Source organism: Candidatus Binatia bacterium, from assembly GCA_036493895.1.
Taxonomy (GTDB): domain Bacteria; phylum Desulfobacterota; class Binatia; order UBA1149; family CAITLU01; genus DATNBU01.
Window position 1 is genome coordinate 40290 of the sequence record DASXOZ010000072.1, and the last position, 18037, is coordinate 58326.

Here is an 18037-nt window from a genome sequence, read left to right on the forward strand (position 1 = left end):
CTTTTTCATGGGGACAGGCACCAGCCCGTCAACTCGCCGCGGACGAACCGTTTATGCGGCTGGTGCCCGTCCCCATTTCGGCAGACGCGCCGGTGCCCGTCCGAAAGGCTGACCCCAAGTCCGGCACCGGGTCGACCAGCGCCGCCAGTTTGCGGACGAGCTCGAAGCTGCGCTCGCGCCTTTGCGCGAAATCGGCGGCCTGCCAGCGGAACGCGGGAACCGGCTCGAGCGAATGCGGCTCTTCGAACGTGTGGTGGCGTGGATCGGGCGAGACCGCGCTGCGTATCGATTCCAGGAAACGCTCGGCCTCGTCGGCAACCTTTCCGGCTTCGTCGCCGCCGCCGGCGCGGGCGTGGTCGATGAGGTGCTCCAGCGTGGCCAGGTAGCGCGCAAAGTCGATGCCGGCTCGGGCCAGCTCCCAGCGGGAACGGCGGTCGCTGGCTTTCTGGTAGCGGCGATGCACCTGCTTGGCCAGGTTGCCCGGGCCGACGTCGACGACGACGTAGGCCCCGCCCAGCACGACCGCCAGCAGCAGGGTGAGCGTCCCTCTTTTTTTCAGGCGCGCCCCGTCGGCGTGGACGTCAGGGGCGCGCGACTATTCAGCGGGTGGGAGCGCGGCGGCGCTCGGCTGCTTTTCGGAAAGAGTCGGCATCGAGGCGAAGCCGCGGGAATCGTGGGCCGGCACCAGCGTAAACTCGGGGAAACGCTGCGCGATTGCCGACATTCTGCGGATGTTCTCGCGCACGGCGCCGGGATCGACGTCGGCCAGCGTTCGCCACAGCCAGGGCCTCTCCTCGAGCTCGCGAATGCCCTCGAGCTGCCAGACGAGATCGCCGACGAGCGCGTAGCGCTTGCCGCCCGGAACTGCGAGGAAGATGACGACCGAGCCTGGCGTGTGGCCGGGCGCCGGCACGATGACGATGGAGCCGTCGCCGTAAACATCGTGGTTGTGGGGAAAGCCGAGATACGGTCCGCCCTCGAACGTGTAGGTCTGGAAGCGCGCTGCCGGGATGCTGCGCGCTACCGCCATCACGACGCTTCCTTCCGAAATGAAACGCTGCTCCTGCGGCGTGACGAGGATCGGGATGCCGGGAAGATCCGCGGCGCCGCTGACGTGGTCCCAGTGCGCGTGGGTCAGCAGGATTGCCGAGATCTTTTTGCCGGGACCGTCGCCGCCGGAAACATCGTAGCCCGCTGCGCGCAACTGGTCGGCGGCAGGAGTGAGCTTCTCGTACGAAGTCATCAGCCGAAACGGCAGCGGCAGCAGGCGGATCTGCTCGTCGACCGAGCGCCCGAAGCCGGTATCGATCAGGATGTCTCCCTTCGGATGATGCACGAGCACCGCAGTCATCGAGAAATCGCGCTTGTCGCCGAAGGAGCCGCCACGGTACGCGAATGCAGCGGTTCGGTGAGTAATGCCGGTCGGAAGCTGGAAGACCTGCATGTCGGCCGGCGGCGATGCCGCAGGCAGGGGATCGGCGAGAGGGGGAGGAACGGGAAGCGGCGCGGCCGAATCGACCACCGCAAGGGCCAGTGCGGCGACGACGACGGCGGCAACAACGGCAGCGACGATTTTTGCCGCGATGCTCACGGGTGCCCTGCGCCGGGACGCATGCGTCCCATCCATTCCAACTTGCCCATCGTGGCCATCTTTTCCATCTTTTTCATCTTGGCGCTCGCCCTCTCGCCAAGGCCAGCGACGGGGCATACCTTGGCGCTGCCATGATTCGCGGTGGGACATGGATCTTCATGCTGGTCGTGGTGCTCGCGGCCGCGGTCTCGAGTGACGCGGCTGCCGGGGCGCAACCGGTCCAGGCGCGCCATCCGAAGTTCCGCGACGGCAGGCTCGAGCCCGGCGAGAAGATCTTTGCGATCGTCGTCCAGGCAGAGCCGCGCGCGTATTGCCTGACCGAGCTGGGTGCTGCGGGCTCGGTCGTCCACGACTCCGTCGCCAGCGGCGCAGTGGACATCGGCTCGGACGGAGCGACGGCACACGTCGCGCACGCCACTGTCCGGGTCACCGACAGCGAGACGACGACCTGGTCCGACTGGAGCCGGCGTCATCCGGATACTTCGTTGTGGCATCCCGTCGCCGTCGCCGAAGCGCAGGTGACGCGGCCGACCAGCGACGTGCGCGTCACCGAGTCGCGCCACTACCGCACCGTGATCGGTTGTGCGCTTTCCCAGTCGCGGCTGACGTCCCCGAACATGGAGGCACCCGGTCTCGTCGTGATCAGCGGCACGATTCGAAACGTCGCGGCAACTCCTGTCGATCACGTCGTGCTGCGCTACGAGCTGCTCGACGGTCGCGGTCGCGTCGTCTTTCGCGACGAAGGCTTCAACCGCTCCGCGGAGGACCTGGCCGGACCGAAGCTGACGTCGCCGGTGGTCCCGCTCGCAGCCGGCGCGACCGATGCGTTTCGAATGATCCTGCTCGAAGACGAGCTTCCGGATTTCAAGAACGCGCGCGTGAGCGTCGCTCGCATCTACTGATCGCTCGTCACTGCGGGTGTCGATGCGGTCGGTGCGGCGGCCGCGCGTCGGCAGCCGGACGACGCGCAAGCGGCGCGGCGACCTCTGCGGGCGGCCGACAGGCTGCGCAGGCGCGCCGTGCTGGTATTTCCAGCGCGCCGCTCCTGATCGCTGCAGCACGATATCAATCTCCGCCTGCCACAGGCATCGTCTGGCGCTGGAGAGGCGGACAAGAGCATCGTGTACCAGATCCGGATTCACGGACGCGGCGGTCAGGGCGTCGTCACGGCAGCCGAGCTGCTGTCGGTCGCCGCTTTTCGCGAAGGCCGTCATTCCCAGGCGTTCCCCAGCTTCGGCTCCGAGCGCACCGGCGCGCCGGTCGTCGCGTTCTGCCGCATTCATGACGCAGCGATCCGCCTGCGCGAGCCGGTGCTCGCTCCCGATGCGCTGATCATCCAGGACCCGACGCTGCTGCACCAGGTAGAAGTCTTTGCCGGGCTCGTTGACGGCGGTTTCGTGCTGATCAACAGCGCGCGCGGCATCGGCGAGCTCGGACTCGACGACTTCGTAGCTTCGCGCGCCGGCTGCCGCGTCGTCACTGTTCCCGCCACCGAAATCGCGATGCGCTCGATCGGCAGGCCGCTGCCCAACGCGGCGCTTCTGGCAGCCTTTGCCGCGGCCACCGGTCGCGTCGCGCTCGGCTCGGTCTGCGAAGCGATTCGCGAGCGTTTTCGCGCGGGCGTCGCGGATGCGAACGTTGCCGCGGCCGAGGCGGCGTTCGAACACGTGCGGGCGGCGCAGTCCGCGACGGAGGGGGAGCATGCTCAAGCAAATTGAAGGATCGGCGGCCGTCGCCGAAGCGATCGCGCTTTGCCGTCCCGAGGTCATCTGCGCCTATCCGATCTCGCCGCAGACCCACATCGTCGAGGCGCTCGGCCGCATGGTCGATTCGGGGACGCTTGCGCCGTGCGAGTTCATCAACGTCGAGTCGGAGTTCGCGGCGATGTCGGTGGCCATCGGAGCCTCGGCCACCGGCGCGCGCGCTTACACCGCCACGGCGAGCCAGGGCCTGCTGTTCATGGCCGAGGCCGTCTACAACGCGGCCGGGCTCGGGCTTCCCATCGTGATGACCGTGGCCAACCGCGCCATCGGGGCTCCGATCAACATCTGGAACGATCACACCGATGCGCTGAGCCAGCGCGACTGCGGGTGGATCCAGCTCTTCGCCGAAGACAACCAGGAGGCCCTCGATCTGCACATCCAGGCATTCCGGCTTGCCGAAGAGCTTTCGGTGCCGGTGATGGTCTGCATGGACGGCTTCATTCTCACGCATGCGGTCGAGCGCGTGGACATGCCGACTGCGCAGCAGGTGGACGAATGGCTGCCGCCTTACGACCCGCGCCAGATCCTCGATCCTGCCGAGCCCGTGTCGATCGGCGCGATGGTCGGCCCCGAGGCTTTCATGGAGGTGCGCTACCTCGCGCACGTCAAGCAGAAGCAGGCGCTCGAACGCATCCCGCAGTGGTCCGACCGATTTCGCGAAGTGTTCGGGCGCGACAGCGGCGGCCTCGTGCGCAGCTACCGCGCAGATGACGCCGACGTCATGGTCGTGGCGCTCGGATCCGTGCTCGGCACGATCAAGGACACCGTCGACGAGATGCGCAGCGAGGGCGTGAAAATCGGCGTCCTCGGCATCACGTGCTTCCGGCCCTGGCCGGCGGCGGCGGTGCGCGGCGCGCTCGCGCATGCGAAGCGCGTGATCGTGCTCGAAAAGAGCCTTGCCGTGGGTCTCGGCGGCATCGTCGCGAACAACGTCGGCGGGTCATGGACGGGCCCTTCCGACGACGTGCATACGGTGGTCGCCGGGCTCGGCGGTCGCGCAATCACGCGCCAGTCGCTGCGCCGCGTTTTCGAAGAAGGCTGCCGCGGGCGCCTCGACGCGCTCACCTTCCTCGATCTCGACCACGATGCTGCCGGGCGCGTGCTCGCGCGCGAGCGGGAGCAGAGGCGTTCGGGACCCATTGCCGAGAGCCTGCTGAAAGACCTCGGCGCCGCCGCCACGCGTATTGGCTGAAGGGGAGGGGACGATGGCTGACCAGCCGGTGCGATTCTACCAGACGGGGACCTTCACCGTCGGAGGGCGCCTCCTGCCCGAGGACGAGCGCAGCGTGCAGGCCAACATGCGCCGTACCAACTCGCTCAACTCCGGGCACCGCGCGTGCCAGGGCTGCGGCGAAGCTCTCGGCGCACGCTATGCGATCGATGCGGCAATGGAGGCGACCGGGCGGCGCATGATTGCCGTCAACGCGACGGGATGCCTCGAGGTGTTCTCGACTCCGTATCCCGAGACGTCGTGGCAGATCCCGTGGATTCACTCGCTGTTCGGAAACGCGGCAGCGGTTGCCACCGGTGTTGCCGCCGCGCTCAAGGTCAAGGGTCGCAGCGACGTGCGCGTCGTTGCCCAGGGCGGCGACGGCGGAACCACCGACATCGGCTTCGGCTGTCTTTCGGGAATGTTCGAGCGCAACGACGATGTGCTCTACATCTGCTACGACAACGAAGCGTACATGAACACCGGAGTGCAGCGCTCGTCGGCTACGCCTCCGGCCGCGCGCACCAACACGACGATGCCGGTGGGCGCGAGCAGCGGGAACCGCTTCGGGCAGGGAAAGAACCTTCCCCGCCTGGCGATGGCGCACGAGATTCCGTACGTGGCCACTGCCACGGTTGCCGAGCTTCACGACCTCGAAGCCAAGGTGCGGCGTGCGATGGAGTTGCGCGGAGCGCGCTACATCCACATCCTCGTTCCGTGTCCTCTTGGCTGGGGCCACGGCTCCGAAGCCACCGTGCGAATGGCGCGCCTGGCGAAGGAAACCGGCCTTTTCCCCGTGTTCGAGGCCGAACACGGCGAAGTCACCTCCGTGTCGAAGATCCGGCGCAAGGTTCCGGTCGAGGAGTATCTGAAGCCGCAGATGCGTTTTGCCCACCTGTTCGGAGAAAACCCGAACCGGGAAGTGCTCGACCGCCTGCAGCAGCTCGCGGACCGCAACATCGCGCGTTACGGCCTCGTCACTCCCGAAGCGGAGGCGTCGTGAACCGCAAGCCGTTCGCGATCACGCTCGATCCTGGCTCGAGCCTGGCCAACCACACCGGCACCTGGCGCACCGTGCGTCCCGAGTACATCGATCGCCTTTCGCCGTGCAACCACGCGTGCCCGGCCGGCGAAAACGTGCAGCAGTGGCTCTACCACGCCGAATCGGGCGATTACCACACCGCGTGGACCCGGCTCACCGAAGACAACCCCCTGCCGGCGGTGATGGGGCGCGTCTGCTATCACCCCTGCGAAACCGTCTGCAACCGCGCCCAGCTCGACGAAGCCGTCGGCATCAACGCGATCGAGCGTTTCCTCGGTGACGAGGCGCTGCGCCACGGGTGGCGGTTCGCGCAGCCGACGACGTTCAGCGGCAAGCGCATCCTCGTCGTCGGTGCCGGTCCGTCGGGGCTCTCGGCCGGCTACCAGCTCGCGCGTGCCGGTCATTCGGTGACGATCCGTGATGCCGGCCCACTTGCGGGCGGGATGATGCGTTTCGGCATTCCCAAATACCGGCTGCCGCGCGACGTGCTCGACGGTGAGATCCAGCGCATCGTCGATCTCGGCGTCGCCCTCGAGCTGAACTCGAAAGTCACGAGCGTGCTCGAAGCGAAAGAGAGCGGCGCTTTCGATGCCGTGTTCCTCGCGGTCGGCGCCCACCTGGCCAAGCGCGCGTACATTCCTGCCGGCAGCGCGGCGCACATGGTCGATGCGATCCAGGTGCTGCGCAGCATGGAGACGGGCGACAGGCCGCTGCTCGGCCGCCGCGTCGTCGTCTACGGTGGAGGCAACACTGCGCTCGATGTCGCGCGCACAGCCCGTCGTCTCGGCGCCGACGAATCCATCATCGTCTACCGCCGCACGCGCGAAAAAATGCCCGCGCACGCGTTCGAGGTCGAAGAAGCGCTCGCCGAGGGTGTGCTCGTCAAGTGGCTGTCGACGATCACCCAGGCCGACGGCGGCTCGATTACGCTCGAGAAGATGGAGCTCGGCGCCGACGGGAAGGCGGTGGGCACCGGCGAGTTCGAGACCCTGGCTGCCGACTCGGTGGTGCTCGCGCTCGGCCAGGACGTGGACCTGTCGCTGCTCGACGGCGTGCCGGGCCTCGCGATCGAAGACGGCGTCGTCAAGGTCGGACCCGACATGATGACCGGTCACCCGGGAATTTTTGCGGGCGGCGACATGGTGCCGGGCGAACGCACCGTCACGGTCGGAATCGGACACGGCAAGCTCGCTGCGCGCCACATCGACGCCTGGCTTCGCGGCCTGAAGTGGGTGCATCCGACCGCGCACGAGCTGGCGACCTTCGACAAGCTCAACACCTGGTACTACGCCGACGCACCGCGCTCGAAGGCACCGCTGCTCGACCTGGTGCGGCGCCAGTCGACGTTCGATGAGGTGGTCGGCGGCTTCGACGAGTCGACCGCGCAGTGCGAAGCGCGCCGATGCCTTTCGTGCGGCAACTGCTTCGAGTGCGACAACTGCTACGGCGTCTGTCCCGACAACGCGGTGGTCAAGCTCGGCCCGGGTCTCCGCTACGAGTTCAACTACGACTTCTGCAAGGGCTGCGGGCTTTGCGTCAGCGAATGCCCGTGCGGCGCGATTCGCAGCGTGCCGGAAAAAATCTGAAGTCGCGCCGCCGCGGTGTTATTTCGCCGCGGTCGCCTCGGGTTCCGGAGCGAGCTCCAACAGCGCATGGTCGATCGCTGCGGTGTTGCGCTGTTCGTCCAGGAACAACTCCGAAAGCGGTTTCTCCTTGAAGCCGCCCGCACCGTAGCTGGCGAGCGATTCGAGTCCGGCAGCCTTGGAATAGAGGTCCTTGCCCGTCGTGTCGCCGATCACGACGCCGATCGCAGTGGCGCCAACGGTCCCGGACACGGTGACGCCGCCGAGCATCCGGAGTGCAAGGCTGCCGCCGGTTTCGATCCTCTGGGACGTTCCGAGCCAGCTTGCGACCCCGTTGCGGAAGGCCGCCTTGACGGGATAGACCGCCGAGTACAGCACGGCGTCGGCGTGATAGCGCTCGGCTACTTCCGCCAGAGCTTTGCGATCGGCTTCGTCCTGCTTTTCCTTGTTCCGCTCGCCCGTCGTCGGATCGAAAAGGTTGCCGGACTCTTTCCGGACCCGGTCGAAGACTTCCCCGGCCTTGTCGGGCGCGAGCGCCGTGAACCCGAGTAGCTGGAGCTTTCCGGCCAGCATCGCGGCGAATTTCTGCTGCACCGCTTCGCGATTCTCGATGTCGGTGGGCATCTTCGTCGGCATCAGTGCGATCGTGTGGACGCGCTGGCGGAAATCCGCCTTTTCGATGCGATACGGGTTGTAAGGCTGCTGGGCGGCGCAGCCGTACAGCAGGCTGCCCGAGCTGATGAGGAGGAACGCTAGTACGGTGCGGGAGCGCATGGCCGGGTTACTCCTGGAAGGGGACTTGCGCGCGCAGAGGTAACGGCTGGCCCGACCAGACTCAAGGAACCCCGCTCAGGTCTCGCCGAAACGCTCGCGCCGGTCCCGGCGCTCCGCTGCAGCCTGCGCACGGAGCTCCGAGCAGCGCTGTGGGTGTCAGGGTTCCAGTAGGTCGCGATCCGGGTTAACACGCCGCATGGGCCCGCTGCCAACGCTCGCCGCCGGGCTGCTGCCCGGCACCGTATGCCTCGCTCCTTTACGTGAGCGCCGTGACGCATGAACGACTCCGATTTCGAGCTGTCGGTCGTCATGCCGTGCCTGAACGAGGCGCGCACGGTCGCTGCCTGCGTCGGGCAGGCGATGCAGATGCTCGCGAGCTCGGCAATTCGCGGCGAAGTGATCGTCGCCGACAACGGCTCGACCGACGGCAGCCAGCAGATCGCGCGCTCCAAAGGCGCCCGCGTGGTGGACGTTCCGGAGCGCGGCTACGGCGCCGCGCTGCTGGGCGGCATCGCCGCCGCTCGCGGGCGCTACGTGATCATGGGCGACTGCGACATGAGCTACGATTTCGGTCATGCGCCGCGCTTCGTCGACGAGCTGCGACGCGGCGCCCAGTTCGTGATGGGAAACCGCTTTCGCGGCGGCATTGCACCGGGCGCGATGCCGGCGTTGCACCGCTACCTCGGCAACCCCGTGCTGACCAGGATTGCGCAACTTTACTTCGGCGCATGGGAGGTTGGCGATTTCCACTGCGGCCTTCGCGCTTTCGACAAGGAAGCGATCGATCGGCTCGATCTCGGCTGCACCGGCATGGAGTTCGCATCCGAGATGGTCGTCAAGGCCAAGCTCCACCGGCTGCGGATCGTCGAGGTGCCGACGACGCTGGCGCCGGACGAACGCGGCCGGCCGTCGCATCTTCGAACCTGGCGCGACGGCTGGCGGCACCTGCGCTTCCTGCTGTGTTATTCGCCGCGCTGGGCCTTTCTGATCCCGGGCGTGCTCTGCGGCACCGCCGGTCTGCTGCTGATGCTGCTCGTCCTTCCCGGTCCGCGCCGCATCGGCGGCGTCGTGCTCGACATCCATACGCTGATCTACGGCGGGGCGATGATCCTCGTCGGTGCCCAGGGCGTCTTCTTTGCGGTGCTCTCGAAGGTCTATGCGATCACGCAGGGACTGCAGCCGGCGCCGCGCGGCTCGACGCGGCTCTTCCAGCGCATCACTCTGGAGCATGGGCTGGTGGTGGGCCTGCTGCTGCTCGCCTGCGGCATCGGCGGCACGATCTTCGCGCTCTATGGCTGGGCCGAAGTCGGCCTTGGCCCGTACGATCCGGCTCGCGCGATGCGCATCGTCGTGCCGTCGGTCGTTGCGCTCGCCCTCGGCGCCCAGACGATGTTCTCGAGCCTTTTCCTGAGCCTGCTCGGCATGGCGACCAAGCGCACGCTGAAGGTCGAGGAAGCGGAGCGCCGGTGATCGAGCGCACGCTGGATCGCCTGCACGGCGGCATGGTTTTTCGCCGGCGCGTGCGTGTGTTGGCTGCGCACCTTGCGCGGCTGATTCCGGGCGGATCGACGGTTCTCGACATCGGCGCCGGCGACGGATCGATCGGAAGCGCGATCTGCGCCCAGCGCTCCGGATTGAGGATGCGCGGAATCGATGTCCTCGTTCGCGGGCACACCGCCTATCCCGTCGATGCCTTCGACGGCCTGCACATCCCGCATCCGGACGGCAGCTTCGACGTCGCGCTCTTCGTCGACGTGCTGCATCACACGGTCGATCCGGCAGCGCTGCTGGCGGAGGCCGCGCGCGTTGCCCGCACCGTCGTGATCAAGGATCACCTGCTCGAAGGGCTGCTGGCGTCGCCGACCCTGCGGCTCATGGACTGGGTCGGCAATGCCAGGCACTCGGTCGTTCTTCCGTACAACTACCTGACCCGGCGCCAGTGGGACGAAGCATTTTCCCGTTCTGGACTGACGATCGAGGAGTGGCAGCAGCGCCTCGGGCTCTACCCTTTTCCGGTCGACCTCCTGTTCGACCGCTCGCTGCACTACGTCGCGCGGCTGCGGTCGCGTTGACCGGCGTCAGCTCCTGGCAGCAAGTCGCGCGGTACGGATGCGCGCGATCTCCGCAGCAAGGTGTTTCTCGAAATACGCGTCGCAGCCCAGGCAGACGTTCTCCATCTCGCGGCCTCGAGGATCGACGGCGCGCGACGAGCGCCGGTAATCGGAGCGCGACCAGCCGACGTTCTCTCCCATCGATTCGGGGTCTCCTGCGTTGATCGCTTCGAATGCCGGATGACCCTTGAGGCTGTCGAGGATCTCGACCAGTCGTTCCTCGCAAAGATTTCCGAGCGGAGCCTTGGTTTTCAGGCAGCACGGATAGACCGACCCGTCCGGTTCGATCGCGACCTCCGCGCCCGCATCGCCATAGTTCAGGAAGTTCTTGCCGCCACTCCAGCGCGCGCAGAAATTGGTTTCGTACGTGGCGTTGGACAATCCGTTCGTCCACGCGCGTCCGCGCGGCCACAGCTCGCCGATCCACAGCTCCGGCTGGGCGCCGAAGAACAGGAAGAACGGACCGTCGCCGCTTCTTGCGCGCCCGAGTCCCGGACCCTTCAGCCGCGGATCGCGCGCGATGCCGAGATCGACCTCCTGCACGCCGAAGCTCGCCATCATGCGCCGGACGCGATCCATCAGCGCGAATTTCCCGTCGCCGTTCATGCCGACGTGATAGTCGTCGATGCTCGCGACCGCGATGGTGCCGACGCCGCGCTCGAGCATCTCTTCGATGTGTCCGGGTTGCATGATGTCGCCCGTCGTCTGGATCGAGACGTGCGGCGCCGCCGCGCCCCATCGCGCACGGATCGCGTCGAGCAGCGGGTAGAAGAGCTCCTGGCGGACGCCGTCCATCAGCACTTCGCCGCCGGCCAGGATGAGCGAGGAGCGGTGCCGTGACGCAGTGCCGCCGGGCCCCGGGCGCGACGGGTCCTGGTACGACATGTCGTCGGGGAGGTTGGCCAGAATGCGGCGGTACGCGTGGCTTTCTTCGGCGACGAGGCGCGTCAGGTCGTCGCGAGCGTAAGGCCGGAAGCGGTCGTCGTAGCAGTGCCTGCACTTTCGATGGCAGGCCCAGGTGATGACCCAGTAGATCGATTCCACGGCGCAGCTCTAGCGCAGAAACGTGCGCGGCGCATCCACGCGAGCCGCGACCGGCTACGGCTGGATGACGACGAACGCCGACATTCCCTCGCGATTGACCAGCAGCACGACCTGCTGGTTGCCGGCTTCCTTCATTCGCCGCGTGTAGTCGGCCACCGACGTGACCTGCTGGCGGTTGACCTGCTCGATCACGTCCCCGCGCCGCAGCCCGGCGTCGGCTGCCGGTGTTTCATCCTCGACGTCGGTGACGATCACGCCCTTGACGTCCGCCTTGATGCCGAGGTGACCGCGAATGTCGCGGCTGAGGTCCTCGACCTCGACGCCCTGCAGGACGCCGGCGTTCCTGCCCGACTGCGGCTGCGCATTGCCCGGCCCATTCCCGGCAGGCGCTTCACCGAGGGTCACTGCAACGTCGCGCGATTGGCCTTCATGATTGACGGTCAGGCGCACTCGCGTTCCGGGCGCCATGTTGCCGACACGCAGCCGAAGGTCGTTCGGTCCGGTGAGGATCGTGCCGTCGAGCGCGGTGATCACGTCGCCGCGCTCGAGCCCCGCCCTGGCGCCCGGACTGTCGGCGGCGACGCCGCCGACGAGCGCTCCGGTCTCCGCGGGAATCTTGAAGGCTGCGGCAAGATCGGGTGTCACTTCCTGGATTCCGACGCCGAGATAGCCGCGCACGACCTTGCCGCGCTTGATGATCTCGGACATCACGTACTTGGCCATGTTGATCGGGATCGCGAACCCGATGCCCTGGTTTCCTCCGGTTGCGCCCGAAAGAATCGCGGTATTCACACCGACCAGCTCGCCTGCGGCATTCAGAAGCGGACCGCCGGAGTTGCCGGGATTGATCGCCGCGTCGGTCTGGATGAAGTCCTCGTAGTCTTCGATGTCGAGGCCATTGCGGCCGGTCGCGCTGATGATGCCCATCGTCGCCGTTTCGCCGACTCCGAACGGATTGCCGACGGCGAACGCGTAGTCGCCGACCTGGAGCTTCGACGAATCCCCGAGCGTCGCAGTGGGAAGCCCGCTCGCGGGAATCTTGACGACGGCGATGTCCGTCGCCTTGTCCGCTCCCACGACTTTTCCCGTGAACTGCCGCTTGTCGGCCAGCGTGATCTTGATGTCGGATGCCTCGTCGACGACGTGGTCGTTCGTGAGGATGTAACCGTCGGGGCTCACGACCACTCCCGAGCCGAGACTCGACTGGCGCTGCTGCCGCGGCGTTTCGCGGCCACCACGTCCGTGCGGCTGCCCGCCGAAGAACTGCTGGAAGAACGGGTTGACCATCTGCATCTCGGGCACCTTGACGATCTGCGATGTCGTGATGCTGACGACGGCGGGCAGCGCGTGGCGAAAGACGGAAGCGAACCCCATCGAGCCCGGGGCCGGCGCATCCGCGGACGCGCGGCTCTGGAAGGACACGTACATCGGTACGGGGCGCTCGGGCTCGAACGGCGGATGACCGATCCATGTTGCGGCCAGCGCACCCAGCAGCGTGCCGGCGGCAACGCCGACGGTACCAGACGAAAGCGCGAATGACGTTCGCGTCGAGCTCGCGAAGGCTCTCATGAAAAACCTCTCTCCTGCCTGGGATCATGTGGCATAGCCGCACCAATGCCGCCCGCTTGCGCCGCCCGCTTGCGGGACCGGAGCGCACGCCGTCGAGGGAAGCTCGTCGGGAAAACGGGCACGCGACCTTTCAGACAGCCTTCGCGGCGAGCCATTCGACGCAGGCGCGTTGCCAGGCGCAGGCGCCGAGAGTCTGTGGCGGGGAATCTTGCGAGTTGCCCCCCTCGTGTTCGTCCTGCCGCATCGGCAGATTCTGATGACTTCACGCCGGCATCCATCGTCAGCGGCGTCCTGTCGCCGCCCGTGACTGCGTCGGCCTGTCGGGGGACCAGCACACCGGCAGACATCCTGGCCAGGCTGGGCAATCTCAACTGCACCACAGGCCATGTGATGGCCGTCGGACGGCTGCTGACGGGAGAGCAGACGCCTTGATTTTTCCGCGGCGCGCACAAAAGAACTGCGCGTGCGCACCTACCGGATCACCACCGGCGACGGTCGCCCGACCGAAGATCTCGTCGAGGCCGGGCGCTACGCCTACGCGCACTCGTGCGTATTCTCCGACAATTTCCCGGCGCGGCACCACGGCGGCCCATGGACGCGGGAGATCGTGCTGGTCGAATTCGGGCGTGACGTTTCTGCCGACGAAGCGATCGAGGAGGCGAAAGCGCTCGGCCTTGCGCGACCACGCTACGAGGACGCGCTCTATTTCGGCATCGAGCACCCGGACGTGCAGCGGGAGCGGCCCGTCGTTTTCCTGCACGACCCCTGGTACGGCTACTTCGCACGCCGCGACGTGCTGCTGCTGTGGACGAACATGGGCAGCCGCGAGCTGGGGCTCGAAGGTTTCGACGATCCGATGAGCAGGGACTACTGGTTCGCGTTCGTGCGACCGTAGCCCCGGCTGCGGCTGCATCGGTCGCAAGGCCGCCCACCAAGGCGCGGAAATCTTCCCGCTCGCGCCGGGCCGCTAAGGCGCCTGTTCGTCCGCCCTGGCCACGGCCGTCTTCTTTCCCGGCTTGTCGCGATCGTAGAACTTCTGCCGATGGCATCCCGGCGCGCAGCTTCCGCCGGTGTCGGTCTTGTTGAAATTCAGCTTCATCGTCCACTTGCCGAAAGGGATCGCGTCCTGGATCAGCTTCGGATGGTCGCTGCCGTGCACGGAGTGGCACATCAGGCAGCCGCGGCCCTTGGCGTCGTCACCGACGTGCACGGCATGGAGGTTTTTCTTCCCGTCGCGGAACCCCGTTGCGGTGGTCGTCTCGCGGTCGGTCACCATCGTGCGCTCGTGGCACGAGAAGCAGAGCGGGTAGGCCTTGTCGTTCCACGGGTGATAGTTGCCGTCGGGAAATTCCTTGACGAGCAGGTTGTCGAGGTCGCCTCCGTGCGGCGCGTGGCAGTCGGTGCACTTGCCGTCGTGGTTCTTGCCGTGGAGGAATTTCGCGTTGGCAGGCATGTCGCCGTCGTGGCATTCGAGGCAGGTCGCCCGCATCGGCTTTTCCAGCAGCGCATCGTTGTCGCTCGCATGCGGCGAGTGGCACAGCAGGCAGCTTTTGTCGTCGTCGAGCGCGCCGTGGGAGACTTTCGCGTCCTTGATCTCCTGTTCCTTGGTGTCGTGGCACGAGTAGCAGACCTTCGGGACCTTTTCGCTGAGCATCGCCGGAAACTTCGACCCGTGCGGGTCGTGGCAGGTGATGCAGCCGTCCTCGACGGGCGCGTGTACGTCCTTCTTCTTGATCTCGTCGGCCTTCTCGGTGTGGCAGTCGAAGCAGAGCGCGTTGCCTTCCTTGACCAGCAGCGACTTGGTGTCGGTCTCGTGGGGGTTGTGGCACTCGGTGCAGTCGCCGTCTTCGACTGGCCCGTGCAGCTTCGGACCTTCGTACGGCGCGTCGTGACAGTCCTTGCAGAGCTTGCCGACGGGCTTGATCAGCAGCTTTTCCTCCGCGGTCGAGTGCGGGTTGTGGCAGTCCGTGCAGCTTCCGTCCTGCACCGGGGAGTGCACGGTCTTCTTCTTGCCGAACGTGTCGTGGCACGTGTAGCAGAGGTCCGGCACGTCGTTCAGCAGCTTGAACGTCTTCTTTCCCTTGGCCGGATGCGGCGTCGATACCGACTCGTGGCAGTCGGTGCAGCCTTCGGCCGGGTCATGGACGTTCTTCTTCGAAAGGATGTCGACGTGGCACTTCGACGTGACGCAGCCGCCGGCTTTCGTCTCGTCGGAGGACGCCGGATGAGCAGCGGCAGTCTTCGCATCCGGCGCTTCGGCCGCGACGGCGCCGGGCAGCGGCATCGCAACGAACGCAGCGGCCGCCAGCACCGCGATGAGGAACGTCTTCTTCACGGGTAGGCCGCTCCATCGTGGACGACGCCGTGGCAGACGAGGTCGCAGCTTCCGGCGAACGTTCCCTTGTCGGTGAATACCGGCGCTGCCGCGCCCGGCTTCGGTGCGACGATGCTGGTGTCGAAATTGATCAGGTGCGTGTGCGATCCGGTCGCACCAGCCAGCGGCGAGCCGGTGCTTTCGATGCCGTGTGCATCGTGGCAGGCCGAACAGGGTGCGCCGGCTTCCAGGTGGCCGCGGTGTCCGGCGCCTCGAGCATGGCCGTTTCGTGCCGCTCCGGGTCGGAAGCTGCGGTCGGAAAGGATGCTCTGGCGATCGTGGCAGCGGTAACAGAGCGCGTAGTTCTCGGAGCTCTCGACGGTCATGTCGGCGGTCTCGTAGCGCTCGCGCAGGATCGGCTTCCACATGGACCCGTGCGGACCCCGCGTCGCACCGTCGTCGTCGGCGTGGCAGCTCGTACACGTGATCATCGACGTTGCCGTCATCGACGGCTCGAACGACGAGGGAATGCTCGGTACGTCGGGATCCCTGCCGAGCGCGAATACCGGGTGAAACGAAGCATTGGACGGATCGAACACGCGACGCAGGTTGATTCCGGGAACGACGCGCGGCGTGCGCAGCAGCGCAGGCGAATTGTCGCCGTGGCACTTGAGGCACACTTCGTACGAGTAGCGGACGCTGGAGACGGTAATGCCGTTGCGGTCCACCCCGGAAACGCCACGCAGTGCCCCGCCGGCAACAGTCGGGTCGTCGCCGGCAGAAACTGCTCCCTGCCCGGCAACGAGGTGAGGGTTGTGACAGTCCGTGCAGGTCACGGATCCGGGATCGCCGCCGCGTCCGCTGCGGGTTGCGGCGCGACGTTCCAGCTCGCCGGGAACCTCATGATGCGCCGACGGCTTGCCGATCGCCGCAGCGATGTCGATACCGCCCGAAACGGAGGCTCTCGCCGACACGCCGCGCGCACCCGCGGCGGTGCGCGCGACGAGATGGGCAGGCCCGCTCGGATCGGTGCTGTGGCAGCCGCTCGTCGTGCACGAAAACGGAGCGGGCGGCAGGTCGGTGAAGTTCAGCAGTCCGGCGGGCGTCGGCGCAAAATGCGGAGTGTGGCAGGTCTCGCATCCCCATTCGGCCAGCGTCGGATAGTTCGGCCACGTCTTTGGCGGCCGCGGAAGGATGCCGACGACGGACGCGGGCGACGTCGCGTGCGCCGAGCCGGGCCATCCCTGGATCTGGTGACACGTGGTGCACAGCGCCGAGTAGCGGTTGTCCTTCAGCAGGAAATCTCCGAACTGGTTGTTGTGCGGATCGTGGCACGTCGTGCAGTGCACTTCGTCGCTGCCGCCGAACACGAGGCCCGGCGGCGGCTGCTCGACCAGCTCGGGGTTCGGCAATGCGGCCTGGTACGAGAACGAAACAGGGTGGTGGGCGGAAAGATCCAGCCCGAAGTTGGAAAGGCTGTCGGGAGCAAAAATGTCGGCGCCTGCCATCGTGATTCCGGTCGACGGATTGACGACGGAACCCATCGCGATCGTGCCGTCGTGGCAGCTCAGGCACAGCTTGGTGGGACCGAACGGCTGCGGCAGCGGAGCCGCGTGCAGCGTCGGGCTCGTATAGACGGTGTAGACCTGCCCCGGCAGCTCCTTGTTCCACAGCGGCGTCAGCGGCGTCGAGTTGTGCGGCGTGTGGCAGAAGATGCAGATGCGCGACTCGCTGGCCGCGCGGATCTGGCCGGTGCCGGACACCGACAGGTTGTGCGGGGTGTTGCGGATGTCCTCGGTTGTCTGCGCGAGCGCCGGGCCGCACAAGGCGACGAGAGCCGCGACCGTCGCAGCACGCACGATGCTTGCGCTTTCAGGACGCCGCGGCGGCATGGGAGCCCTCCACCTGGAAGAACTGGATCCGGCGATTGTAGGTATCGCAGACGGCCAGGCGTCCGCTGCCGTCGATGGCAGCGCCCGACGGAAGCCAGAACTGGCCGAAGTCGCTTCCACGTCCGCCGAGCGTCAACAGGAAGCGGCCGCTGCGGTCGAAGAGCTGCACGTTGTCGAACATCGCGTCGACGACGTAGACGACGCCGTCGCGATCGACGGCGATGCCTTTGGGCATCGCGAAATCGCCGGAGGCGTCGCCGTGGTGCCCGAATCCGCCTGCGACCGAGCCGTCGGGCGCGAAGATCACGATGCGGAAGTTGAGCGAGTCGGCCACGTACAGCGAGCCGTCGGGACCTTCGGCGATGCGCGTAGGGTAGTTCAGCTCGCCCGGCCCCGAGCCGCGGCGACCGAACGTCTGCAGCAACGAGCCGTCGCCGCCGGTCGCGAACACGGCATGTGCAAGAGTGTCGACGACGTAGAGACGGTGCGTGGCGCGGCTCCACGCGAGCCCGGTCGGGCGCTGCAGCGTGTGGTCGCCGATGCTGCGGCTCGCGGCGAGGAACTTGCCGGAAGCATCGAACGAGAACAGCGCGCCGCTGGAATCGGAAACCCAAAGCCGGCCGCCGTCATCGAATGCGACGTCGACCGGCGACTGCAGGTGCTCGCGCTCACTGCCCGTCAGGCGCACGTAAGCCGAGGAGGAGGACTTGCCGCCCGTGTCGGCGGCCAGCAGGTGCACGCAGCGGCAGCCGGTATCGGCCACCGCGATGCGGCCGTCGGCGGAAATGGACATTGCCACGGGCAGTACGAAAGAATCGTCGCCGGAGCGGGTGCCGAACGCCAGCGCTCCGAGGACGGTAGCGGCGTTGGCATCGCGCACGACGCCGGAGAGCGCGTGCAGGTAGCGGATTCGCGCTTGCTGCGGCGGCGCCGGCCACTGCAGCGGCACCGTCGGTGTCTTCGTCGTCGGAGTCCAGCTCGACTGGCAACCGGCAACGACGATCATGCCCGCGGCGGCGGCAAGCACGGCGAGCAGCGTGCCCGCCGTGCGGGCGCGAAGTTCGCGAAGCGGCGCTCCGGACGGGAACGGTCCCGGCGTGCCGCCTTGCGGCCGTTTGCCCGACATCCTGTTCACGCTCGCATC

The 18037-nt window shown here is 67.1% G+C and carries 16 protein-coding genes; 8 read left to right on the forward strand and 8 right to left on the reverse strand.

The window, feature by feature from the left end; all coding sequences use genetic code 11:
• Positions 1-28: 28 nt before the first annotated feature.
• Entirely contained in the window at positions 29-520 is a 492-nt protein-coding gene (locus VGK20_17200) for a hypothetical protein (GenBank protein HEY2775782.1), read from the reverse strand.
• A gap of 75 nt (positions 521-595) precedes the next feature.
• Entirely contained in the window at positions 596-1591 is a 996-nt protein-coding gene (locus VGK20_17205; GenBank protein HEY2775783.1) for an MBL fold metallo-hydrolase, read from the reverse strand.
• 131 nt (positions 1592-1722) lie between these two features.
• Between VGK20_17205 and VGK20_17210 the strand changes: the two genes are divergently transcribed.
• The 5 genes from VGK20_17210 (at position 1723) to VGK20_17230 (ending at position 7192) form a co-directional block, all read left to right on the forward strand.
• Positions 1723-2493 (forward strand): FxLYD domain-containing protein, encoded by a 771-nt coding sequence (locus VGK20_17210; protein ID HEY2775784.1) that lies wholly within the window; start codon positions 1723-1725, stop codon positions 2491-2493.
• Positions 2494-2712: 219 nt separating this feature from the next.
• Positions 2713-3309: a 2-oxoacid:acceptor oxidoreductase family protein gene (locus tag VGK20_17215; GenBank protein ID HEY2775785.1), complete on the forward strand. Its 597-nt coding sequence runs from the start codon at positions 2713-2715 to the stop codon at positions 3307-3309.
• Positions 3293-4546, forward strand: a complete 1254-nt coding sequence (locus tag VGK20_17220) for a transketolase C-terminal domain-containing protein (GenBank protein HEY2775786.1) — start codon at positions 3293-3295, stop codon at positions 4544-4546. Before VGK20_17215 ends, VGK20_17220 begins: the two co-directional genes overlap by 17 nt.
• Positions 4547-4559: 13 nt before the next feature.
• A complete protein-coding gene (locus tag VGK20_17225; GenBank protein ID HEY2775787.1) occupies positions 4560-5567 on the forward strand; it encodes a thiamine pyrophosphate-dependent enzyme in 1008 nt (335 codons plus the stop codon).
• Positions 5564-7192 carry an NAD(P)-binding protein gene (locus VGK20_17230; GenBank protein HEY2775788.1) on the forward strand — a complete coding sequence of 543 codons (1629 nt, stop codon included), beginning with the start codon at positions 5564-5566 and terminating at the stop codon, positions 7190-7192. The genes VGK20_17225 and VGK20_17230 overlap by 4 nt, the downstream gene beginning before the upstream one ends.
• An 18-nt stretch (positions 7193-7210) precedes the next feature.
• On the opposite strand, the gene VGK20_17235 is transcribed toward VGK20_17230, so the two are convergent.
• On the reverse strand, positions 7211-7963 hold the full coding sequence (locus VGK20_17235) for a hypothetical protein (protein ID HEY2775789.1): 753 nt from the start codon (positions 7961-7963) through the stop codon (positions 7211-7213).
• 276 nt (positions 7964-8239) lie between these two features.
• Here VGK20_17235 and VGK20_17240 point away from each other — a divergent pair, with 276 nt between their 5' ends.
• Both VGK20_17240 and VGK20_17245 read left to right on the forward strand, forming a co-directional pair.
• Positions 8240-9433 (forward strand): glycosyltransferase family 2 protein, encoded by a 1194-nt coding sequence (locus VGK20_17240; GenBank protein ID HEY2775790.1) that lies wholly within the window; start codon positions 8240-8242, stop codon positions 9431-9433.
• Positions 9430-10035 carry a methyltransferase domain-containing protein gene (locus tag VGK20_17245; protein HEY2775791.1) on the forward strand — a complete coding sequence of 202 codons (606 nt, stop codon included), beginning with the start codon at positions 9430-9432 and terminating at the stop codon, positions 10033-10035. Before VGK20_17240 ends, VGK20_17245 begins: the two co-directional genes overlap by 4 nt.
• Before the next feature lie 6 nt (positions 10036-10041).
• Here VGK20_17245 and VGK20_17250 read toward each other — a convergent pair whose 3' ends face one another.
• A complete protein-coding gene (locus tag VGK20_17250) occupies positions 10042-11118 on the reverse strand; it encodes a radical SAM/SPASM domain-containing protein (GenBank protein HEY2775792.1) in 1077 nt (358 codons plus the stop codon).
• A gap of 54 nt (positions 11119-11172) precedes the next feature.
• A complete protein-coding gene (locus VGK20_17255; GenBank protein ID HEY2775793.1) occupies positions 11173-12687 on the reverse strand; it encodes a DegQ family serine endoprotease in 1515 nt (504 codons plus the stop codon).
• Positions 12688-13150: 463 nt separating this feature from the next.
• Here VGK20_17255 and VGK20_17260 point away from each other — a divergent pair, with 463 nt between their 5' ends.
• A complete protein-coding gene (locus tag VGK20_17260; GenBank protein HEY2775794.1) occupies positions 13151-13582 on the forward strand; it encodes a hypothetical protein in 432 nt (143 codons plus the stop codon).
• A gap of 72 nt (positions 13583-13654) precedes the next feature.
• Here VGK20_17260 and VGK20_17265 read toward each other — a convergent pair whose 3' ends face one another.
• The 3 genes from VGK20_17265 to VGK20_17275 are packed head-to-tail and all read right to left on the reverse strand — an operon-like array spanning position 13655 to position 18028.
• Entirely contained in the window at positions 13655-15022 is a 1368-nt protein-coding gene (locus VGK20_17265) for a cytochrome c3 family protein (protein HEY2775795.1), read from the reverse strand.
• Positions 15019-16860, reverse strand: a complete 1842-nt coding sequence (locus VGK20_17270; GenBank protein HEY2775796.1) for a cytochrome c3 family protein — start codon at positions 16858-16860, stop codon at positions 15019-15021. The genes VGK20_17265 and VGK20_17270 overlap by 4 nt, the downstream gene beginning before the upstream one ends.
• Before the next feature lie 13 nt (positions 16861-16873).
• On the reverse strand, positions 16874-18028 hold the full coding sequence (locus VGK20_17275) for a hypothetical protein (protein HEY2775797.1): 1155 nt from the start codon (positions 18026-18028) through the stop codon (positions 16874-16876).
• Positions 18029-18037 lie beyond the last annotated feature (9 nt).

Excerpts from the sequence above, each read along its gene's own strand:
- VGK20_17255 (HEY2775793.1), bottom strand. The coding sequence starts at position 12,687 with ATGAGAGCCTTCGCGAGCTCGACGCGAACGTCATTCGCGCTTTCGTCT.
- VGK20_17220 (HEY2775786.1), top strand. The coding sequence starts at position 3,293 with ATGCTCAAGCAAATTGAAGGATCGGCGGCCGTCGCCGAAGCGATCGCG.
- VGK20_17240 (HEY2775790.1), top strand. The coding sequence starts at position 8,240 with ATGAACGACTCCGATTTCGAGCTGTCGGTCGTCATGCCGTGCCTGAAC.
- VGK20_17225 (HEY2775787.1), top strand. The coding sequence starts at position 4,560 with ATGGCTGACCAGCCGGTGCGATTCTACCAGACGGGGACCTTCACCGTC.
- VGK20_17210 (HEY2775784.1), top strand. The coding sequence starts at position 1,723 with ATGATTCGCGGTGGGACATGGATCTTCATGCTGGTCGTGGTGCTCGCG.
- VGK20_17235 (HEY2775789.1), bottom strand. The coding sequence starts at position 7,963 with ATGCGCTCCCGCACCGTACTAGCGTTCCTCCTCATCAGCTCGGGCAGC.